The organism is Streptomyces sp. NPDC036822 (genome assembly GCF_055609145.1).
Genome location: NZ_JBVJPY010000010.1, coordinates 193247 through 214533, shown reverse-complemented (window position 1 = coordinate 214533; position 21287 = coordinate 193247). Strand labels below are relative to the sequence as shown.

17 protein-coding genes are annotated in these 21287 nt (G+C 72.9%); 16 read left to right on the top strand and 1 reads right to left on the bottom strand.

Annotated elements, in window-relative coordinates; translation table 11 throughout:
• Nucleotides 1–10 precede the first annotated feature (10 nt).
• The 7 genes from ACZ68P_RS23365 to ACZ68P_RS23335 all read left to right on the top strand — a co-directional run bounded on the left by ACZ68P_RS23365 (nucleotide 11) and on the right by ACZ68P_RS23335 (nucleotide 8621).
• Nucleotides 11–1150 carry a uroporphyrinogen-III synthase gene (locus tag ACZ68P_RS23365; protein ID WP_471009154.1) on the top strand — a complete coding sequence of 380 codons (1140 nt, stop codon included), beginning with the start codon at nucleotides 11–13 and terminating at the stop codon, nucleotides 1148–1150.
• A 286-nt stretch (nucleotides 1151–1436) separates the two neighbouring features.
• The gene (locus tag ACZ68P_RS23360) at nucleotides 1437–1997 is read left to right on the top strand and encodes a CGNR zinc finger domain-containing protein (protein WP_471009153.1); all 561 of its coding nucleotides are present in this window, start codon (nucleotides 1437–1439) and stop codon (nucleotides 1995–1997) included.
• Nucleotides 1998–2117: 120 nt separating this feature from the next.
• A complete protein-coding gene (locus ACZ68P_RS23355; RefSeq protein ID WP_365715385.1) occupies nucleotides 2118–2705 on the top strand; it encodes a sigma-70 family RNA polymerase sigma factor in 588 nt (195 codons plus the stop codon).
• Nucleotides 2702–3595: an RNA polymerase subunit sigma gene (locus ACZ68P_RS23350; RefSeq protein ID WP_471009152.1), complete on the top strand. Its 894-nt coding sequence runs from the start codon at nucleotides 2702–2704 to the stop codon at nucleotides 3593–3595. The genes ACZ68P_RS23355 and ACZ68P_RS23350 overlap by 4 nt, the downstream gene beginning before the upstream one ends.
• Nucleotides 3596–3669: 74 nt before the next feature.
• Nucleotides 3670–6051 carry a HelD family protein gene (locus ACZ68P_RS23345; protein WP_471009149.1) on the top strand — a complete coding sequence of 794 codons (2382 nt, stop codon included), beginning with the start codon at nucleotides 3670–3672 and terminating at the stop codon, nucleotides 6049–6051.
• Nucleotides 6052–6463: 412 nt separating this feature from the next.
• Entirely contained in the window at nucleotides 6464–7891 is a 1428-nt protein-coding gene (locus ACZ68P_RS23340) for an NAD-dependent malic enzyme (RefSeq protein WP_471009145.1), read from the top strand.
• 448 nt (nucleotides 7892–8339) lie between these two features.
• Nucleotides 8340–8621 carry an HU family DNA-binding protein gene (locus tag ACZ68P_RS23335; protein WP_017237029.1) on the top strand — a complete coding sequence of 94 codons (282 nt, stop codon included), beginning with the start codon at nucleotides 8340–8342 and terminating at the stop codon, nucleotides 8619–8621.
• Between the two features lie 125 nt (nucleotides 8622–8746).
• Here the strand turns inward: ACZ68P_RS23335 and murA are convergent, their stop codons facing one another.
• Complete coding sequence (gene murA, locus ACZ68P_RS23330; RefSeq protein WP_356889831.1) at nucleotides 8747–10087, bottom strand: UDP-N-acetylglucosamine 1-carboxyvinyltransferase; 1341 nt, start codon at nucleotides 10085–10087, stop codon at nucleotides 8747–8749.
• A gap of 253 nt (nucleotides 10088–10340) precedes the next feature.
• On the opposite strand from murA, the gene ACZ68P_RS23325 reads away from it, so the two are divergent.
• From ACZ68P_RS23325 to ACZ68P_RS23285, 9 genes are all read left to right on the top strand, one after another.
• The gene (locus ACZ68P_RS23325; RefSeq protein ID WP_471009143.1) at nucleotides 10341–10901 is read left to right on the top strand and encodes a YqgE/AlgH family protein; all 561 of its coding nucleotides are present in this window, start codon (nucleotides 10341–10343) and stop codon (nucleotides 10899–10901) included.
• 29 nt (nucleotides 10902–10930) lie between these two features.
• The gene (locus ACZ68P_RS23320; protein ID WP_365715380.1) at nucleotides 10931–11227 is read left to right on the top strand and encodes a DUF3039 domain-containing protein; all 297 of its coding nucleotides are present in this window, start codon (nucleotides 10931–10933) and stop codon (nucleotides 11225–11227) included.
• Nucleotides 11228–11435: 208 nt separating this feature from the next.
• Nucleotides 11436–12743: an extracellular solute-binding protein gene (locus ACZ68P_RS23315; RefSeq protein WP_471009141.1), complete on the top strand. Its 1308-nt coding sequence runs from the start codon at nucleotides 11436–11438 to the stop codon at nucleotides 12741–12743.
• Nucleotides 12744–12745: 2 nt separating this feature from the next.
• Entirely contained in the window at nucleotides 12746–13771 is a 1026-nt protein-coding gene (locus ACZ68P_RS23310; RefSeq protein WP_471009140.1) for a carbohydrate ABC transporter permease, read from the top strand.
• On the top strand, nucleotides 13768–14607 hold the full coding sequence (locus tag ACZ68P_RS23305; protein ID WP_471009139.1) for a carbohydrate ABC transporter permease: 840 nt from the start codon (nucleotides 13768–13770) through the stop codon (nucleotides 14605–14607). Before ACZ68P_RS23310 ends, ACZ68P_RS23305 begins: the two co-directional genes overlap by 4 nt.
• 79 nt (nucleotides 14608–14686) lie before the next feature.
• Nucleotides 14687–16411, top strand: a complete 1725-nt coding sequence (locus ACZ68P_RS23300; RefSeq protein WP_471009138.1) for a beta-N-acetylhexosaminidase — start codon at nucleotides 14687–14689, stop codon at nucleotides 16409–16411.
• Between the two features lie 225 nt (nucleotides 16412–16636).
• Nucleotides 16637–17512 carry an FAD binding domain-containing protein gene (locus ACZ68P_RS23295; RefSeq protein WP_365715375.1) on the top strand — a complete coding sequence of 292 codons (876 nt, stop codon included), beginning with the start codon at nucleotides 16637–16639 and terminating at the stop codon, nucleotides 17510–17512.
• Nucleotides 17509–18858 (top strand): (2Fe-2S)-binding protein, encoded by a 1350-nt coding sequence (locus ACZ68P_RS23290; protein ID WP_471009134.1) that lies wholly within the window; start codon nucleotides 17509–17511, stop codon nucleotides 18856–18858. The genes ACZ68P_RS23295 and ACZ68P_RS23290 overlap by 4 nt, the downstream gene beginning before the upstream one ends.
• Nucleotides 18855–21167 carry a xanthine dehydrogenase family protein molybdopterin-binding subunit gene (locus ACZ68P_RS23285; RefSeq protein WP_471009133.1) on the top strand — a complete coding sequence of 771 codons (2313 nt, stop codon included), beginning with the start codon at nucleotides 18855–18857 and terminating at the stop codon, nucleotides 21165–21167. Before ACZ68P_RS23290 ends, ACZ68P_RS23285 begins: the two co-directional genes overlap by 4 nt.
• The last annotated feature ends 120 nt before the right edge of the window (nucleotides 21168–21287 follow it).

The window sequence follows — 21287 nt, the reverse complement described above, 5'->3', positions numbered from 1 at the left end:
CTCGGTCGTCATGTACGAGCATGAGCAGGGTCCCCTCGCGGGGTTCACCGTCGGAGTCACGGCGGCGCGGCGCGCGGACGAGCTGAGCGCGCTCCTCCGCCGGCGTGGCGCCGCCGTCGTCCACGGTCCCGCACTGAGGATCGTGCCGCTCGCCGACGACACCGAACTCCTCGCCGCCACCAAGGAACTCATCGACCACGCACCCGACGTCGTCGTCGCCACGACGGCGATCGGCTTCCGCGGGTGGGTGGAGGCGGCGGACGGCTGGGGGTACGGCGAGGAGCTCCTCGACTGCCTGCGCGGCGTCGAGGTCCTGGCGCGCGGCCCCAAGGTCAAGGGCGCGGTGCGGGCGGCGGGCCTCACCGAGTCGTGGTCACCGTCGTCCGAGTCCATGGCCGAGGTCCTCGACCGGCTGCTCGACGAGGGCGTGGCCGGGCGGCGGATCGCGCTCCAGCTGCACGGCGAGCCGCTGCCGGGCTTCGTGGAGGCGCTGACGGCGGGCGGCGCGGAGGTCGTCGGCGTCCCCGTCTACCGGTGGATGCCCCCGGAGGACCTCGGTCCGCTGGACCGGCTGCTGGACGGGGTGCTGAACCGCTCCCTGGACGCGGTGACCTTCACCAGCGCGCCGGCCGCCGCCTCGCTGCTCACCCGGGCGGAGGACCGGGGGGCGCTGCCGGAGTTCCTCGCGGCGCTGCGCGACGACGTCCTCGCGGTGTGCGTGGGGCCGGTGACGGCCCTGCCGCTCCAGGCGCACGGCATCGGCACCCTCCAGCCCGAGCGCTTCCGGCTGGGGCCGCTGGTGCAGCTGCTCTGCCAGGAGCTGCCGTCCCGGGCGCGCACCCTGCCGGTGGCCGGCCACCGCATCGAGATCCGCGGCCACGCGGTCCTCGTCGACGGCGGTCTGCGACCGGTCCCGCCCGCCGGGATGGCCCTGCTCGCCACCCTGGCCCGGCGCCCCGGGTGGGTCGTCTCCCGCGCCGACCTGCTGCGCGCCCTGCCGGGCGCCGGCCGCGACGAGCACGCGGTGGAGACGGCGATGGCCCGGCTGCGGACGGCCCTCGGCGCGCCGAAGCTGATCCAGACGGTGGTGAAGCGCGGCTACCGGCTGGCCCTCGACCCGGCCGCGGACGCGAAGTACGGGGACGGCTAGGCGGCTTTGGCCCCAGGGCCGGCCGCCCTGATCCCCTCCGGGCCCGCGGGCGCACCCGGGCCCGCCCCGGGGGCGGCCCCGCCGCCCGGCCCGTCTGCGGTCCCGGCGACCCGGCCCGGCTGCCACCGGATTCGGCCCGGCCGCCACCGGACCCGCCGGTTGCCGCCGCTCCGGCCGGGGCGCCCGGCGAGCGGCCTGGACACCCCCTAGCCAGACCCCCTCCGGATGGGCACTCTGGTGGGACGCGCACTCGGCCGGCCTTCGAGGGCAAGGTGGTGACAGGGGCATGACCGTACGGTTCGACTCCGGGCGGATGTGCCTGGACCTGGCCGCCCAGCCGCTCGACCGCCCCGAGACGCTCGACCGCTTCCTCCACGCCGCCGGGCTCGTCCCGGCCGCCACGCCGCTGCGCGCCCTGGACCCGCAGTGGCTGGACTCCTTCCGCGAACTGCGCGACTGCGTCGACGACCTGGTCCACGCCCTGCTCGAAGGACGGCGCCCGGGGCCCGCCCTGGAGCGGCTCAACGCCCTCGCCGCCGACTCCGCGCCGCCCGCGCCCCGCGCCGTACGCACCGAGACCGGCCTGCTCGTCCGCGCGCTGAGCCGCGAACCGGAGTGCCGGGGGCTGCTCGCCGCCGTCGCCCGGGACGCCGTCGACCTGCTCACCGACCCGGCCGCCCGCGCCCTGCTGCGCCAGTGCGAGCGCGACGACTGCCGCCGCTGCTACCTCGACACCTCCCGCGGGCACCGCCGCCGCTGGTGCTCCGGCGAACTGTGCGGCAACCGCGAGCGGGTCGCCCGGCACCGGGCGGCCCGCGCCCGTGCCCAGGACCTCGCTCCGCGCTGAACTCGGCGCCGTACGAAGGGGTTTCACGGCGCCCCCGGAAAAAGTTCGCTCCGCCTTGAGAAGAACCCGCTCCGCTTCCGTATCTCCCGACGACAACAAGGTCTCGACCGGGAGGTTCAGGTGCGCAAGGATGCGGCCGTGGCCGATGACCGTCCGCATCGGGCCCGGCATCGCAGCGAGGTGTCACGTCTTCGATCCCCCGTCCCCGACGAGGAGTTGATGCGTGCTCTCTACAGCGAACATGCCGGACCTTTGCTCGCCTTCGTACTGCGCCTCGTCGCCGGTGACCGCCAGCGCGCCGAGGACGTCGTACAGGAGACGCTCATCCGTGCCTGGAAGAACGCCGGTCAGCTCAACCGGGCGACCGGCTCCGTCCGACCTTGGCTGGTGACGGTCGCCCGGCGCATCGTCATCGACGGCCACCGAAGCCGGCAGGCCCGGCCGCAGGAGGTCGACCCGGCACCGCTCGAGGTCCTGCCCGCGGAGGACGAGATCGACAAGGCGCTGTGGCTGATGACGCTCTCTGACGCTCTCGAAGATTTGACCCCTGCCCACCGGGAAGTGTTGGTCGAGACCTATTTCAAGGGGCGTACGGTCAACGAGGCGGCCGAGACCCTGGGCATACCCGCGGGGACCGTCCGCTCCCGCGTGTTCTACGCACTGCGTTCGATGAAGCTCGCGCTGGAGGAGAGGGGGGTATCGGCATGACACCGCCGCATGACGCCGCGGGTGCGTACGTACTCGGCATCCTGGACGACGTCGACACCGCCGCCTTCGAGGCGCACCTGGTGGAGTGCGACCTCTGCACCTCGCACGTGCAGGAGTTCGCCGGAATGGAGCCGATGCTGGCCCTGCTGGCCGACACCGGCGCCCCCTCCGCGGCCCCGCCCGGCGCTTCGTACGCGGGGCCCTCCGGCCAGGACGCGTACGCAGGCCCCGCCGGCTCCGACCCGTACGCCGACGAGGTCTTCGACGCCTTCGCGCCCCGCCCGCCCGCACCCCCCGGCCCGCGCGCCGTCCCGACCGTCCCCGTCACCCTCGGCGCGGCCCCGGACCCCCGGCTCCTGGACCGGCTCATGGACGAGGTGGGCGCCAAGCGGGCCCGCTCGCGCCGCCGCGCCTTCTTCCTCGTCGCGGCCGCCGCCGTCCTCGTCGTCGGAGGCCCGGCCGTCGCTGTGGTCGCCACATCCGACGGCACACGGGAGAACAGGGCGGTCGAACCGCACCCCACCAGCCCCGCCGAGGACGCCTTCTTCCACCACATGGCGGAGAAGGTCCAGGCCACCGACCCGACCACCAAGGTCAGCGCCACGGTCGGCCTGGAGAAGAAGGGCTGGGGCACCCACACCGTGCTGGAGCTCAAGAACGTCAAGGGTCCGCTGAAGTGCCGGCTCGTCGCCGTCTCCACCAGCGGCGAGGAGGAGGTCGTCACCTCCTGGGCCGTGCCGACCTGGGGATACGGCATCCCCGGCGCCGCGACCGAGGCCGCGAGGAACCCGCTCTACGTCCACGGCGGGGCGGCCATGAACCGCGACGACATCGACCGCTTCGAGGTCCGGACCTTCGACGGCGAGCGCCTGGTGGAGGTGGACGCCTGACATTCGGCCCCCGAGTGGCATAAGCTCGACGGCTGTCCCACGGCGGGGACAGTGCACGTCAGAAGGGGGCCTCGGTGGCCGCGCAGGAAGCCGTCGGTGTGGTCGACACGGTCCGGGACCGCGAGATCGGCGTCGAGCAGCACCATCTGGACCAGGTCTACCGCCGCCTCGAGGAGAAGATCCACGAGGCGGAGTTCCTGATGAAGGACGCCGCCCAGCGCGGCCAGGTCGGCACGCCCGGCGCGCTGGCCGAGCGGGACGCCCAGGTCTTCCGGGCCGGCATCCACCTCAACCGGCTCAACAACGAGTTCGAGGACTTCCTCTTCGGCCGGATCGACCTGCTGTACGGCAAGGACGGTGTGAAGGGCCCGGACGGCGCGTACACCTCGGTCGAACCGGCCGACGACGCCGTCCGGCCCGACAACACCGCCGAGATCGGCGAGACGCTCCACATCGGCCGGATCGGCGTCCTCGACGCCGACTACGCGCCGCTGGTCATCGACTGGCGCGCGCCCGCCGCCGCCCCGTTCTACCGCTCCACCCCGGTCGAACCCGGCCGGGTGGTGCGGCGCCGGGTCATCCGCTCCAAGGGCCGCAAGGTCCTCGGCGTCGAGGACGACCTGATGCGCCCCGAGCTGAAGGCGACCCTCGACGGGCACGAACTGCCCGTGATCGGCGACGGCGCCCTGATGGCCGCGCTCGGCCAGGCCCGCAGCCACACCATGCGCGACATCGTCTCCAGCATCCAGGCCGAACAGGACATGGTCATCCGCGCGCCCGCCGCCTCCGTGACGTACGTCGAGGGCGGCCCCGGCACCGGGAAGACGGCCGTCGCCCTGCACCGGGCCGCCTACCTGCTCTACCAGGACCGGCGGCGGTACGCGGGCGGCATCCTCATCGTCTCCCCGACCCCGCTGCTCGTCTCGTACACCGAAGGCGTGCTGCCCTCCCTCGGCGAGGAGGGGCAGGTCGCGATCCGCGCGCTCGGCTCGCTCGTCGACGGGGAGGAGGCCACCACCTACGACGAACCGGCCGTCGCCCGCGTCAAGGGCTCCTCCCGGATGCTCGCCGTCCTGCGCAAGGCGGCCCGCGGCGCCCTGGAGACGCCCGCGCCGAAGCCGGCACCCGACGACGACTCCGGTCAGCTGTCGTTCGGCGAGGAGGACGAGGACACCGCGCCCGCCCCCGCCGCCACCCCCACCCGCCTGCGCGTCGTCGCCTTCGGCCGCCGCCTCGAACTCGAGGCCGACGAACTCCAGCGGATCCGGCACAACGTCCTCGGCGGCACGGCGCCCGTCAACCTGTTGCGGCCGCGCGCCCGGCGGCTGCTGCTCGACGCGCTGTACGCCAAGTCCGGCGCCGTCGGCCGGCACAGCGACCCCGAGCTGGCGGCCGAGCTGCGCTCCTCCTTCGACGAGGACGTCTCCACCGAGGACTCCTTCCTCTCCTTCCTCGACGCCTGGTGGCCCGAGCTCACCCCCCGCCGGGTCCTCGACGCGATGGCCGACGAGAAGCGCCTGGGCCGCTGGGCCCGCCGGATCCTCAACCAGGGCGAGGTCCGGCGGGTGGCCCGCTCGCTGCGCCGCGACGGCCTGTCCGTGCACGACGTGGCCCTCCTCGACGAGCTGCACACCCTCCTCGGAGCCCCGGCCCGGCCCCGCAAGAAGCGGGAGTACGACCCGCTGGACCAGCTGACGGGCTTGGAGGAGCTGATGCCCGTACGGGAGGAGACGCAGCGCGAGCGGGCCGAGCGGCTCGCCGCGGAGCGCACCGAGTACGCGCACGTCATCGTCGACGAGGCCCAGGACCTCACCCCGATGCAGTGGCGGATGGTCGGCCGGCGCGGCCGGCACGCGACCTGGACGGTCGTCGGCGACCCGGCGCAGTCGTCCTGGTCGACGCCGGACGAGGCCGCCGAGGCCCGGGACGAGGCGCTCGGCAGCCGGCCGCGCCGCCGTTTCGAGCTGACCGTGAACTACCGCAACCCCGCCGAGATCGCCGACCTGGCCGCGAAGGTCCTCGCCCTGGCCATGCCCGGCAAGGAGTCGCCCCGCGCGGTCCGCTCCACCGGCGTGGAGCCGCGCTTCGTGGCCGTGCCCGAGTCCAAGGGCGGCACGCCCGATCTGGCCGGGATCGTGCAGTCGGAGGCGAGCCGGCTCCTGGAGCGGGTGGACGGCACGGTCGGCGTCGTGGTCGCCATGAACCGGCGCGCCCAGGCGGCGCGCTGGCTGTCCGGTCTGGGCGACCGGGTGGTGGCGCTGGGCTCCCTGGAGGCCAAGGGGCTGGAGTACGACGCCACGGTGGTCGTCTCGCCCGCGGAGATCGCGGACGAGTCCCCGGCCGGGCTGCGCGTGCTCTACGTGGCGCTGACCAGGGCGACCCAGCAGCTGACGGTGGTCTCGGGAGCCCGGGACGTCCCGGACGCGGCGGGCGTTCCCGACCTGCTGAGGGACTGAGGAGGCGACGCGCGCCGGGCGTAGCCGGAGGCTGATTCAGGTCAACCCGCGCGGGGGGAGTCACTTACCAGGGTGGTTTGTTAGCCTTGGTCGTGGCACCGGCTCGATCCAAGCCCCCGGGCCCAACCTTCGTCCCTTAGAGGGACCACTTGCCGCGAGGCGAGCATGGCGGGTCGGTGCCACTCAGACACCGCTTCGTGCGTACGTACGAAGTCGAGGCCCCTGTCACCTGTGGTGACGGGGGCCTCTTCTGTTTGCCCAGAGTTTCTCGTATGGTGGAAACTACTTTCCGAAAACAAAATGACCGCATTACCTGCTACCGGCAGGTAGGTGCGACCATCGGAGGGCGCCGCCGGGCAACCAGCCGGGGCGGCGTAGCAACGAAGCTCAGGGAAAGCAGAGGAACTCGGCCATGGCAACGGCGCCCAGCGTCTCGTACTCGATGACGGTCCGGCTGGAGGTTCCCGCGAGCGGAACCGCGGTCTCCCAGCTCACCACGGCCGTGGAGTCGCACGGCGGCTCGGTCACCGGCCTCGACGTGACCGCCTCAGGCCACGAGAAGCTTCGGATCGACGTCACCATCGCCGCCACCTCCACCGCGCACGCCGACGAGATTGTCGAACAGCTGCGCACCATCGAGGGTGTCGTCCTCGGCAAGGTCTCCGACCGTACGTTCCTGATGCACCTCGGCGGCAAGATCGAGATGGCGTCCAAGCACCCCATCCGCAACCGTGACGACCTGTCCATGATCTACACCCCCGGCGTCGCCCGGGTGTGCATGGCGATCGCCGAGAACCCCGAGGACGCCCGCCGCCTCACCATCAAGCGCAACTCCGTCGCGGTCGTGACCGACGGCTCCGCCGTCCTCGGCCTCGGCAACATCGGCCCCATGGCGGCCCTGCCCGTCATGGAGGGCAAGGCGGCCCTCTTCAAGCGCTTCGCCGGCATCGACGCCTGGCCGATCTGCCTCGACACCCAGGACACCGACGCCATCGTCGAGATCGTCAAGGCGATCGCCCCGGGCTTCGCCGGCATCAACCTGGAGGACATCTCCGCCCCCCGCTGCTTCGAGATCGAGGCGCGGCTGCGCGAGGCCCTGGACATCCCCGTATTCCACGACGACCAGCACGGCACCGCGATCGTCGTCCTCGCCTCCCTCACCAACGCACTGCGCGTGGTCGGCAAGAGCATCGGTGACGTACGGGTCGTCATGTCCGGCGCGGGAGCGGCCGGTACGGCCATCCTGAAGCTGCTCATCGCGGCCGGCGTCAAGCACGCCGTCGTCGCCGACATCCACGGCGTCGTGCACGCCGGCCGGCCCGACCTCGTCGAGGCCCACCCGGACTCGCCGCTGCGCTGGATCGCCGACAACACCAACCCCGAGGGCGTCACCGGCACCCTCAGGCAGGCCGTCGTCGGAGCGGACGTCTTCATCGGCGTCTCCGCCCCGAACGTCCTCGGCGCGGACGACGTCGCCGCCATGGCGAAGGACTCCATCGTGTTCGCGCTCGCGAACCCGGATCCGGAGGTCGACCCCGCGATCGCCCGCCAGACGGCGGCCGTCGTGGCCACCGGCCGCTCGGACTTCCCCAACCAGATCAACAACGTGCTGGTCTTCCCCGGTGTGTTCCGCGGTCTGCTGGACGCCCAGTCCCGCACCGTCAACACCGACATGATGCTCGCCGCCGCCGCGGCCCTCGCCGACGTCGTCACCGAGGACGAGCTGAACGCGAACTACATCATCCCGTCGGTGTTCAACGACAAGGTGGCCGGCGCGGTCGCCGGCGCCGTCCGCACGGCCGCCAAGTCGGCCGGCCCGGGCGCCGACAGCGGCGCCTGAGAACGGCCGCCGGAACCCTCGGCCCAAGCCGCCGCGCGAGGCCGTCACAGGCCCGCGCAGCGGCCTCAGAGCGGCCCTCATGGGTCGGGGCGGGGCGCTGACGGGCCCCGCGCCGGCCGGTACCTCCGCCTGAGAAACGGCGCGTCGCGAGTCGCCACGCCGTAAACCCGCCTTTAGGGTGGACGTTCGGCTCCAAAGAGTTTCGGCGGAGTCGACGGAACGTCACCATGCCGGTGGCAGTGGCGCTTTTCGTGTGACCCCAGGGGGTGCCGGATTGGCGTTCCCGCCGCTGGTGGGGGCAGGATGCCTATTCGGGCGCGAGGGTCTGTCAGCAGACCCGGGTCCGGGGACTGTCCGAGGGCCCTGGCAGCATCGGCTTCGCTGTGCCCAATGTGCGGCTCCGCCGCGTGGCACGCCTCAACAGCAAGAAGAACACGGGAGTAACAACATGAACCGCAGTGAGCTGGTGGCCGCCCTGGCCGACCGCGCAGAGGTGACCCGCAAGGACGCCGACGCCGTGCTGGCCGCTCTCGCCGAGACCGTCGGCGAGGTCGTCGCCAAGGGCGACGAGAAGGTCACCATCCCCGGCTTCCTGACCTTCGAGCGCACCCACCGTGCCGCTCGCACCGCGCGCAACCCGCAGACCGGCGACCCGATCAACATCCCCGCCGGCTACAGCGTGAAGGTCTCCGCGGGCTCGAAGCTCAAGGAAGCCGCCAAGGGCAAGTAAGGCAACGTGGGCCTGGTCCGCCGCCCCACGGCGGCGGACGAACGGCCCCAGCGGCCTCAGGGCAGCAGGAAGGGCGGTCACCCTGTCAGGGGGTGGCCGCCCTTCCGTTCGTCCGTCTGCGGGCGCTACACCAGCGCGCTGCCCGGCAGCTCGACCTTGGCTCCCAGCTCCACGAGCTTCTCCATGAAGTTCTCGTAGCCGCGGTTGATCAGGTCGATGCCGTGGACCCGCGAGGTCCCCTGCGCCGCGAGGGCCGCGATCAGGTACGAGAAGCCGCCGCGCAGGTCCGGGATGACCAGGTCCGCGCCCTGGAGCTTCGTCGGGCCCGACACGACCGCCGAATGGAGGAAGTTGCGCTGTCCGAAGCGGCAGTCCGAGCCGCCCAGGCACTCGCGGTACAGCTGGATGTGGGCGCCCATCTGGTTCAGCGCCGACGTGAACCCGAGCCGGGACTCGTAGACCGTCTCGTGGACGATGGAGAGGCCGGCGGCCTGCGTCAGGGCCACCACCAGCGGCTGCTGCCAGTCGGTCTGGAAGCCGGGGTGCACGTCCGTCTCCAGGGCGATCGCGTTGAGCGAGCCGCCCGGGTGCCAGAAGCGGATGCCCTCGTCGTCGATCTCGAACGCGCCACCCACCTTCCGGTAGGTGTTCAGGAAGGTCATCATCGAGCGCTGCTGGGCGCCGCGCACGTAGATGTTGCCCTCGGTCGCCAGCGCCGCCGACGCCCACGAGGCCGCCTCCAGGCGGTCCGGGAGCGCCCGGTGGGTGTAGCCGTCGAGCTTGTCGACACCCGTGATCCGGATGGTCCGGTCGGTGTCCATCGAGATGATGGCGCCCATCTTCTGCAGGACGCAGATCAGGTCCTCGATCTCCGGCTCCACGGCGGCGTTGGACAGCTCCGTGACGCCCTCCGCGAGCACGGCGGTGAGCAGCACCTGCTCCGTCGAGCCGACCGAGGGGTACGGCAGCCGGATCTTGGTGCCGCGCAGCCGCTGCGGGGCCTCCAGGTACTGGCCGTCCGCCCGCTTCTCGATGGTCGCGCCGAACTGGCGCAGCACGTCGAAGTGGAAGTCGATCGGCCGGCCGCCGATGTCGCAGCCGCCCAGGCCCGGGATGAAGGCGTGGCCGAGGCGGTGCAGCAGCGGGCCGCAGAAGAGGATCGGGATGCGCGACGAGCCGGCGTGGGCGTCGATGTCGGCCACGTTGGCCGACTCGACGTGCGTCGGGTCGAGGACCAGCTCGCCCGGCTCGTCGCCGGGGCGGACCGTCACACCGTGCAACTGGAGGAGCCCGCGCACCACGCGGACGTCACGGATGTCGGGCACGTTGCGCAGCCGGCTCGGCCCGCTGCCGAGAAGGGCGGCGACCATCGCCTTGGGCACGAGGTTCTTCGCGCCGCGGACGCGGATCTCGCCCTCCAGCGGGGTTCCGCCGTGGACAAGCAGTACATCGTCTGTGCCGGTCATGAATCTCGCGTTCCGGAGTCGTCGGGCAGGGGGCCAGGGAAAAGGGTAAGGGGGCGGAGGCGTCTTGACGGCAGTCCGGAGGGGCCCGGCAGATGTAATGAATTCGGCACAACACCCTCTGTTCATATGATCTTGCGGAGTGTCACCGTCCGTTTGTGTTTCCGGGCGCCGGGCTCATCCGTCCTGAACCGCGTCGGTGTCCATCGGTTCCGAGTGCCCCCGCGAACGCCGAAGATGCGGGATCATGTGTCGCATGACCGAGGTGTCCTCGCTCACAGGGCGGCTGCTCGTCGCCACCCCCGCCCTGGCGGACCCGAATTTCGACCGCGCGGTGGTGCTCCTCCTCGACCACGACGACGAGGGCTCCCTCGGCGTGGTCCTGAACAGACCGACGCCCGTCACGGTCGGTGACATCCTCCTGCCCTGGGCCGATCTCGCCGGGGAGCCGGGAGTCGTCTTCCAGGGCGGGCCCGTCTCCCTCGACGCGGCCCTCGGCCTCGCGGTGATCCCCGGCGACGAGGGCCCCCTCGGCTGGCGCCGGGTGCACGGGGCGATCGGCCTGGTCGACCTGGAGACCCCTCCCGAGCTGCTGGGACCCGCCCTGGGCTCCCTGCGGATCTTCGCGGGGTACGCCGGCTGGGGCCCGGGCCAGCTGGAGTCCGAACTGGGCGACGGCGCGTGGTACGTCGTCGAGTCCGAGCCGGGCGACGTCTCCTCGCCGCGGCCCGAGAGCCTGTGGCGCGAGGTCCTGCGCCGCCAGCGGGGCGACCTCGCGATGGTGGCGACGTACCCGGACGATCCCTCCCTCAACTGAGCCGTCCGGTTTTCAGTACCCTGGGGACCATGAGCACTCTCGAGCCCGAGCGCGGGGCAGGTACGGGAACCCTCGTCGAGCCGACGCCGCAGGTGTCCCACGGTGACGGCGACCACGAGCGCTACGCCCATTACGTCCAGAAGGACAAGATCATGGCGAGCGCCCTCGACGGCACTCCCGTGGTGGCGCTGTGCGGAAAGGTCTGGGTGCCGGGGCGCGACCCCAAGAAGTACCCGGTCTGTCCGATGTGCAAGGAGATCTACGAGTCCATGGGTCCCGGCGGGGACAAGGACAAGGGCAAGGGCGGCAAGGGCGGCGACAAGTAGGACGCCCCCTGCCGTGGAGACGGCCCCCGGTGCGCGCACTTCGGTGCGCGCGCCGGGGGCCGTCTCGCGTTGCACGGGGTGCTTCCGCCGGTCACAGAGTGGTTGAGACCACTTGTCGACGCGCGTGCCCCGCCCTAACCTCTCGCGTGTTGTGCAGCACGAAACGCCCGTTGCGCATGCTGCAACGTCGATTGGTGGGAGCCCCCGTATGAAGCTTTCTGCCCGTATCGCCGCCCCGGTCGCCGCCCTCGTCCTGGCCGGCCTCACCGCCACCGCCTGCGCCCCGCAGACCTCCGACGGCAAGGCCGCGACGGACGAGAAGAGCGGGACCCTGCGCGTCTGGCTCTTCCAGGAGGTCAACAACAAGCCGAAGGAGCAGGTCGTCGAGGCGGCGGTCACCGCCTTCGAGCAGCAGCACGAGGGCGCCGAGGTCGAGGTGGAGTACATCCCCGTCGACACCCGCGCCCAGCGCATCAAGGCCGCCTTCAACGACCCCGAATCCGCCCCCGACCTGATCGAGTACGGCAACACCGACACCGCCGGCTACGTGAAGGACGGCGGGCTGGCCGACATCAGCGCCGAGTTCGGCGCCTGGCCCGACGCCAAGGACACCGACCCCACGGCCGCCTCCTCCGTCACCGTCGACGGCAAGGTGTACGGCGCCCCGCTCTTCGTCGGCGTCCGCGCGCTGTACTACCGCACCGACGTCTTCGCGGAGCTCGGCCTCACCGCCCCGAAGTCGCAGGCCGAACTGATCTCGACCGCCAAGAAGATCCGCAAGGCCAAGCCGGGGCTGTACGGCATCGCCGTCGGCGGCGCCTACACCTACGGCGCGATGCCCTTCCTGTGGGCGAACGGAGGCGAACTCGCCACGCAGAGCGGCGGGACGTACACCTCCGCCGTCAACAGCGAGGCCGCGCGCAAGGGCATCTCCGCCTACACCTCGCTCTTCGGCGACGACAACTGCCCGGCCGCCAAGTGCGCGCAGATGGGCGGCAACGCGACCGTCACCGCCTTCGCCTCCGGCAAGGCCGCCATGGCGATCGGCGGCGACTTCAGCCACGCGGCCGTCGAGGCCGGAGCGGTGAAGGGCAAGTACGCCGTCGTGCCGCTGCCCGGTGTCACGCCCGGCTCGATCGCCCCCGCCTTCGCGGGCGGCAACAACCTGGGCGTGATGAAGAGCAGTGCGCACCGCACGCTCGCCGTGGAGCTGATGAAGTCCCTCGCAGGCAAGGAGACCCAGGGCAGGCTCTTCGACGCGATGGGCTTCCTGCCGACGTACACCGACGTCCGCGCCGAGGCGGCGCGCAAGCAGCCCTTCGTGAAGCCCTTCATCGACTCCCTCGGCGCGGGCGCCAAGTTCGTCCCGGCGTCCCCGGGATGGGGCCAGATCGACGCCTCGCTGGTGCTGCCGACGATGTTCCAGGAGGTCGTCAGCGGGCGCAAGGACGTGAAGACCGCCTCGGACGACGCCGCGAAGAAGATGGACGCGGCCTTCGCCGCCGCGGGCCGATGACGATGACGGCTGCGAACGGTACGACGACGGGCGCGGCGGACGGACCCGCCGCGGCCACCGGCACGGTCCCCGGCCCCCGCGGGGCCGCCCACGGCCCGGCCGGGAAGACGACCGGGAGGGGGACCGGGCCGGCCGCGCGCTCCCGGGGCCGGCACGGCTCCGCCTGGACCCCCTGGCTCTACCTCCTGCCCGCGCTCGTCGTCCTCGGCGGGCTGCTGGTCTACCCCATCTACCAGCTCGGGCTCATCTCCTTCCTGGAGTACACCCAGGCCCAGGTGAGCGGCGGCGAACCGACCTCGTTCCAGGGGTTCGGCAACTACACCGCCCTCTTCTCCGACCCCCAGTTCTGGCAGGTCCTCCTCGCCACCGTCCTGTTCGCCGCCGCCTGCGTCCTCACCACGCTCGCCGTCGGCTGCGCGCTCGCGGTGCTCCTCACCCGCGTACGGGCCCTGCCCCGGCTCGTCCTCATGCTGGCCGCGCTCGGCGCCTGGGCCACCCCCGCCGTCACCGGTTCCACCGTCTGGGTCTTCCTCTTCGACCCCGACTTCGGGCCCGTCAACCGCGTCCTGGGACTCGGCGACTTCTCCTGGACGTACGGGCGCTACAGCGCCTTCGCGCTCGTCCTCTTCGAGGTCGTCTGGTGCTCGTTCCCGTTCGTGATGGTGACGGTGTACGCGGGCATCAAGGCCATCCCGTCCGAGGTCCTGGAGGCCGCCGCCCTGGACGGCGCCTCGCAGTGGCGGATCTGGCGCTCGGTCACCGCCCCCATGCTCAGGCCCATCCTGGTCGTCGTCACGATCCAGTCGATCATCTGGGACTTCAAGGTCTTCACCCAGATCTACGTGATGACGGGCGGTGGCGGCATCGCCGGGCAGAACCTCGTCCTCAACGTGTACGCCTACCAGAAGGCGTTCGCCTCGTCCCAGTACAGCCTGGGCTCGGCGATCGGCGTCGTCATGCTGCTGATCCTGCTCGCCGTGACGCTGGTGTACCTCCGACTGCTGCGCCGTCAGGGAGAAGAACTGTGAGCGCGTTCCGTATCCGGCGGCCGGGGCGGCTCGCCGCCGAGGCGTCCGCCCTCCTCGTCGCGGCCGTCGTCGCCTTCCCGCTGTACTGGATGGTCCTCTCCGCCTTCAAGCCGGCCGGCGAGATCCAGTCGGCCGAGCCCCGGCCGTGGACCCTCTCCCCGTCCCTCGACTCCTTCCGTCGGGTGTTCGAGCAGCAGGAGTTCGGCCGCTACTTCCTCAACTCGCTGATCGTCGCGGGCACGGTCGTCCTCGCCTCCGCCCTGATCGCCTTCCTGGCGGCGACCGCCGTCACCCGCTTCCGCTTCCGGTTCCGGACGACCCTTCTGATCATGTTCCTGGTCGCCCAGATGGTCCCGATCGAAGCGCTGACGATCCCGCTCTTCTTCCTGATGCGGGACGTCGGCCAGCTCAACACGCTGGGCTCGCTGATCCTGCCGCACATCGCCTTCTCGCTGCCCTTCGCGATCTGGATGCTGCGCGGCTTCGTCAAGGCGGTCCCCGAGGCGCTGGAGGAACAGGCCCAGATCGACGGGGCGAGCCGCACCCGCTTCCTGTGGCAGATCCTCTTCCCGCTGGTCTTCCCGGGCCTCGTGGCGACGAGCGTCTTCTCGTTCATCTCGACCTGGAACGACTTCCTCTTCGCCAAGTCGTTCCTCATCAGCGACACCTCGCAGTCGACCCTGCCCATGGCGCTGCTGGTCTTCTTCAAGCCCGACGAGAACGACTGGGGAGGGATCATGGCCGGCTCGACCGTGATGACCGTCCCCGTCCTCGTCTTCTTCGTCCTCGTCCAGCGCCGGCTGGTCTCGGGCCTCGGCGGCGCGGTGAAGGACTGAAGAGCCTCGCCTCCCGCATCCCCGCTTCCCGGGGCCCACGCCGCCCGCCCCTCGCGACCCGTTCCGAAAGGCCGATGCCATGCGTGACGACGACCGCCACCTCCCGCTCATCCCCGCGCCCAGGGCGGTGGAGACCCGGGGGGACGCCTCCGGCCGTCCCGTCCTCGACGCGGCCACCACGCTGGACGCCGGACCGGGGACCGAGGGCGTGGCCCGGTGGCTGCGGTCCTCCCTCGGCGCGGCCACCGGCATGCCGTTCGCCGCCGGCGACGGGCCGCGCTCCGTACGGCTGCGGGTCAGCGCCGAGATCGAGCGGACCGCCGGCCCGGAGGGCTACCGGCTGTCCACCGACGGCTCCGTCGAGGACGTCGCCGTCCTCGTCGAGGGCGGCGGCCCCGCCGGCGTGTTCTGGGGCGTCCAGACGCTCCGTCAACTGCTCGGCCCCGACGCGTACCGCAAGGCGCCCGTCGGGCCCGGCGGAGGGGGCCGGTACCTGCCCGCCCTCACCGTCACCGACGCCCCCCGCTTCGCGTGGCGCGGGTTCATGCTCGACGTGGCACGGCACTTCATGCCCAAGGACGACGTCCTGCGCCAGCTCGACCTCCTCGCCGCCCACAAGCTCAACGTCTTCCATCTCCACCTCACCGACGACCAGGGATGGCGCCTGGAGGTCAAGCGACACCCCCGGCTCACCGAGGTCGGCGCCTGGCGGGCGCGGACGAAGTGGGGGCACCGCGCGTCCCCGCTGTGGAACGAGACGCCGCACGGCGGGTTCTACACCCACGACGACATCCGCGAGATCGTCGCCTACGCCGCCGAGCGGCACATCACCGTCGTCCCGGAGATCGACATCCCCGGCCACTCGCAGGCCGCCATTGCCGCCTACCCCGAACTGGGTAACACCGACGTCGTCGACACCGCCGCCCTCACCGTCTGGGACACCTGGGGCGTCAACCCGAACGTCCTCGCCCCCACCGACACCGTCCTGCGCTTCTACGAGGACGTCTTCGAGGAGGTCCTCGACCTCTTCCCCTCGACGTTCATCCACGTGGGAGGCGACGAGTGCCCCAAGGAGCAGTGGAAGGAGTCGGCGACCGCCCAAGCCCGCATCGAGGAGCTCGGCCTGGCCGACGAGGACGCGCTGCAGTCCTGGTTCATCCGCCACTTCGGCCGCTGGCTCGCCGACCGGGGCCGCCGCCTCATCGGCTGGGACGAGATCCTCGAAGGAGGGAACCGGGCCGGAGGACGACAGACGGCGGGAGCGCCCGCGGACGAGGCGACGGGGCTCGGCCTCGCGCCCGGCGCCGCCGTCTCCTCCTGGCGTGGCTACGCCGGCGGGATCACGGCCGCCGAGGCCGGGCACGACGTCGTCATGTGCCCCGAGCAGCAGGTGTACCTGGACCACCGGCAGGCGCCCGGCGAGGACGAGCCGATGCCCATCGGCTACGTACGGACCCTGGAGGACGTCTACCGCTTCGAGCCCGTACCGCCCGCCCTGTCGCCCGAGGCGGCCCACCGGGTCATCGGCGCCCAGGCCAACGCCTGGACCGAGGTCATGGAGAACCGGGCCCGCGTCGACTACCAGGTCTTCCCGCGCCTCGCCGCCTTCGCCGAGGTCGTCTGGTCGGCGCTCCCCGCACCCGCCGAACGGGACTTCGCCGGATTCGAGCGGCGGATGACCGCGCACTACCGGCGCCTCGACGCCCTCGGCGTCGGCTACCGCCCGCCCGCAGGCCCCGCGCCCTGGCAGCGTCGCCCGGGAGTGGCGGGCCGCCCCCTCGACGGAGCGCCCCCGATCGTGTGAGACACCTCGCTCCCCGACGTCACCCAAGAGCGGCAAAACGGAAGTTACCGCCGCTCGTGGGATCTCCTGGACGGAACCAGCCTTCGCGGACCCTCGCGCCGGACGGCCCGGAAGATGTGCCAGAGTTGCCACGTCCAGGCTGTGAGCACGTACGGTACGGCCACACAGGCGTGACAGCCGGGGATGAGTCGGGGACCGCCGGGGACACCGGGAAGGGGCAGCGGGTTGACCACGCACGCACCACAGACGGCGCAGTCCGTGACGCTGCCCGCCTCGCTCGACGAGGCCGTGGCGGCGCTCACCGCCATGCCGGCCGCCGTGCCCGTCGCGGGCGGCACCGACCTCATGGCCGCCGTGAACAAGGGCCAGCTGCGGCCCGCCGGCCTCGTCGGTCTCGGCCGGATCAACGAGATCCGCGGCTGGCAGTACCAGGACGGCCACGCCCTGCTCGGGGCCGGTCTCACCCACGCCCGGATGGGCCGCCCCGACTTCGCCGCGCTGATCCCCGCCCTGGCCGCGGCCGCCCGCGCCGCGGGGCCGCCCCAGATCCGCAACGCGGGCACCCTCGGCGGCAACATCGTCACCGCCGCGCCCACGGGTGACTCCCTGCCCGTCCTGGCGGCCCTGGAGGCCGACCTCGTCGTCATGGGCCCGCTCGGCACCCGCGAGATCCCCGTCTCCCACCTCCTGGCGGGCCGCGACCTGCTGGCCCCCGGCGAACTGGTCGCCTTCGTCCGCGTACCGCTGCTGCACGCCCCTCAGGTCTTCGTCAAAGCGACCGGCCGCACCGGCCCGGCCCGCGCCACGGCGTCCGTCGCCGTCGTCCTCGACCCGGCCCGACGCGGCGTGCGCTGCGCGGTGGGCGCCATCGCGCCGATGCCGCTGCGGCCGCTGGAGGCGGAGCACTGGATCGCCTCGCTGGTGGACTGGGACGGGGCGCGGGGGCTCGCGCCGGAGGCGTTGGCGGCGTTCGGCGAGTACGTGGCCGCCGCCTGCATCCCGGACCCGGAGGGTGACGAACAGCTGCCCCCGGCCGTACTGCACCTGCGGCGCACCGTCGCCGCGCTGGCCCGACGGGCACTGGGGAGGGCGCTGTCGTGAGCGATGAACACGAGGACCGGACGGGTGGCTGGCAGCCGATCCCGCAGAGCGAGGGGTACGACGGCGACGCCACCGCCTTCGTCCAGCTGCCGCCCGACTTCATGCTGGACGGAGTCCCGCTGGAGGCTCCCGGGCACGGCTACGTCCCGCCGATGATCACGCCGCTGACGCCCCTGGCGGCCACCGACCCGGCGGCGACCGGCTCCTGGGTGGTGCAGCAGCCCGCGCAGCCGGCCGATCCGCACGCGACGGGCCAGTGGACCTTCTCCGAGGCGTCCGGACCGGCGCACCAGCCACCGGCCGAGGCGGAGTCGGCGGCGACGGGCCAGTGGCGGATCCCGGTCGTGCCGGACGGCCCGGACACGGCGGACGAGTCCGGCGAGTACACGGCCTCCATGCTCGCCCAGTACACGAGCAGCGCCCCGGCGACCCTGCCGGGCGGCGCGCCGGCGCCCTGGGCCGAGGCCGGCTTCGTCCAGGAACCGGAGGCCGGCCATACGCCGGAACCGGAGCCCGGCTACGTACCGGAAGCAGAGGCCGGCTACGTACCGGAAGCGGAATCCGGGGCCGTACCCGACGCCGCGCCCGGGACCGAGGCGGCAGGCGCGCCGGAACCCGCTCCGGCTTCCGGACCGGAACCGAAAGCCGAGGCGCCGTACCCGCCGGCGCAGGACGCCGTGCCCGCCCCGGGCGAGGCACCCGCACCGAACGAGACCCCCGCACCGCCCGGCCCGCCGCCCGCCGTCGAGGCGTCCGCGCCCGCCGTCTCCACCGGCAGCAGCGCGGACAGCGACGAGCACCCGCACACCTCGTACGTCCTGCGGGTGAACGGCGCAGACCGCCCCGTCACCGACTCCTGGATCGGCGAGTCCCTGCTCTACGTCCTGCGCGAGCGGCTCGGCCTGGCCGGCGCCAAGGACGGCTGCTCGCAGGGCGAGTGCGGCGCGTGCAACGTCCAGGTCGACGGCCGGCTCGTCGCCTCCTGCCTGGTGCCCGCGGCGACGGCCGCCGGGAGCGAGGTGCGCACGGTCGAGGGACTCGCCACCGACGGCGAACCGTCCGACGTGCAGCGCGCCCTCGCGGCGTGCGGAGCCGTCCAGTGCGGCTTCTGCATCCCGGGCATGGCGATGACCGTCCACGACCTCCTCGAGGGCAACCACGCCCCCACCGAGCTGGAGACCCGCCAGGCCCTCTGCGGCAACCTCTGCCGCTGCTCCGGCTACCGGGGCGTCCTGGACGCCGTCCAGGACGTCGTCTCCGGGCGTGCGGCCGCGGCCGCCGACCACGCCGACGAAGCGCGTATCCCGCACCAGATCCCCCACCCGCACGACGGAGGCATGGCGTGAGCAGCGACGCGACCACCGCCACCCCCACCGCGCTCGACGGCGCCCAGCAGGAACTGCCGCCGCACGGCCTGGGCGTCTCGCTCCCGCCGGCCGACGCGCGGGCCAAGACCGAGGGCACCTTCCCGTACGCCGCGGACCTGTGGGCCGAGGGCCTGCTGTGGGCCGCGCTGCTCCGCTCGCCGCACCCGCACGCCCGGATCGTCTCCATCGACACGACGGCCGCCGCCGAGATGCCCGGCGTCCGGGCCGTGGTGACGCACGCCGACGTGCCAGGGGAGGCGACCTACGGCCGCACCGTCGCCGACCGCCCCGTCTTCGCCTCCGAACTGGTCCGCCACCACGGCGAGGCGATCGCCGCCGTGGCCGCCGACCACCCGGACACCGCCCGGCTCGCCGCGGCGGCCATCGCCGTCCAGTACGAGATCCTCGAACCGGTCACCGACCCGGAGAAGGCCTTCGCCGCGCCCGCCCTGCACCCCGACGGCAACCTGATCCGCCACATCCCGCTGCGCTTCGGCGACGCGGAGGCGGCCGGCGAGGTGGTGGTCGAAGGGCTCTACCGCATCGGACGTCAGGACCCGGCGCCGATCGGCGCGGAGGCGGGACTCGCCGTGCCCCGCCCCGACGGCGGCGTGGAGATCTACACCGCCTCCACCGACCCGCACACCGACCGCGACCTGGCCGCCGCCTGCTTCGGGCTCGCCCCCGACCAGGTGAAGGTCGTCGTCACCGGCGTCCCGGGCGCCACCGGCGACCGCGAGGACCCCGGCTTCCAGATCCCGCTGGGACTGCTGGCTCTGCGCACCGGCTGCCCGGTCAAGCTGACCGCCACCCGCGAGGAGTCCTTCCTCGGCCACGCCCACCGCCACCCGACGCTGCTGCGTTACCGCCACCACGCCGACGCCGAGGGCCGGCTGGTGAAGGTGGAGGCGCAGATCCTGCTCGACGCGGGCGCGTACGCCGACGCCTCGGCCGAGTCCCTGGCCGCCGCCGTCTCCTTCGCCTGCGGCCCGTACGTCGTCCCGCACGCCTTCATCGAGGGCTGGGCCGTCCGTACGAACAACCCGCCGTCGGGCCACGTGCGGGGCGAGGGCGCCCTGCAGGTGTGCGCGGCGTACGAGGCGCAGATGGACAAGCTGGCGGCGAAGCTGGTCATCGACCCGGTCGACGTCCGCCTGCGGAACGTCCTGGCGACCGGGGACATCCTGCCGACCGGCCAGACGGTGACCTGCCCGGCCCCGGTGGCCGAACTCCTCTCCGCGGTACGCGACTTCCCGCTGCCCGCCCTGCCCCTGGACGCCCCCGAGGACGACTGGCTGCTCCCGGGCGGCCCGGAGGGCGCGGGCGAACCGGGGGCCGTCCGGCGGGGCGTCGGCTACGCCCTGGGCATGGTGCACATGCTCGGAGCGGAAGGCGCGGACGAGGTGTCCACGGCGACGGTGAAGGTGCACGACGGGGTCGCGACGGTGATCTGCTCGGCCGTGGACACCGGTTCCGGCTTCACCACCCTGGCCCGTCAGATCGTCCAGGAGACGCTCGGCATCGACGAGGTCCACGTCGCCGGCGTCGACACCGACCAGCCCCCGGCGGGCCCGGCCACCCACGGCCGGCACACCTGGGTCTCGGGCGGCGCGGTCGAGCGCGCGGCGAAGATGGTCCGGACGCAGCTGCTCCAGCCGCTGGCCCACAAGTTCGGCATGTCCACGGAGCTGCTCCAGATCACGGACGGCAAGATCACCTCGTACGACGGTGTGCTCTCGACGACGGTCACCGAGGCGATGGACGGCAAGGAGCTCTGGGCGACGGCCCAGTGCCGCCCGCATCCGACGGAGCCCCTGGACGAGTCGGGCCAGGGCGACGCGTTCGTCGGCCTCGCGTTCTGCGCGATCCGGGCGGTGGTGGACGTCGACATCGAGCTCGGCTCGATCCGCGTGGTGGAGATGGCGGTGGCCCAGGACGTCGGCCGTGTCCTCAACCCCGCCCAGCTGGCGACCCGTATCGAGGCCGGCGTCACCCAGGGCGTCGGCGCGGCCCTCACGGAGAACCTCCGCACGGCCCGCGGCCTGGTCCGGCACCCCGACCTGACCGGGTACGCCCTGCCGACCTCGCTGGACGCCCCGGACGTGCGCATCGTGAAGCTCGTCGAGGAGCGCGACGTGGTGGCCCCCTTCGGCGCGAAGGCGGCGAGCGCGGTCCCCGTGGTCACCTCCCCGGCAGCCGTGGCCTCGGCGGTCCGCGCGGCGACCGGCCGCCCCGTCAACCGCCTGCCGATCAGGCCGCAGGCCGCGGTGGCCGTACCCCTGACCTGACCCGGCGCGTCTCGGCGCCCCTCGCGAGCCGAGGGGGGCCGGGAAACGCCGGGGACGCCGAGGGACCCGGACGACGACGGACGCCGGTGCCGCCCCCTCTGTGAGCGGGGCCGCACCGGC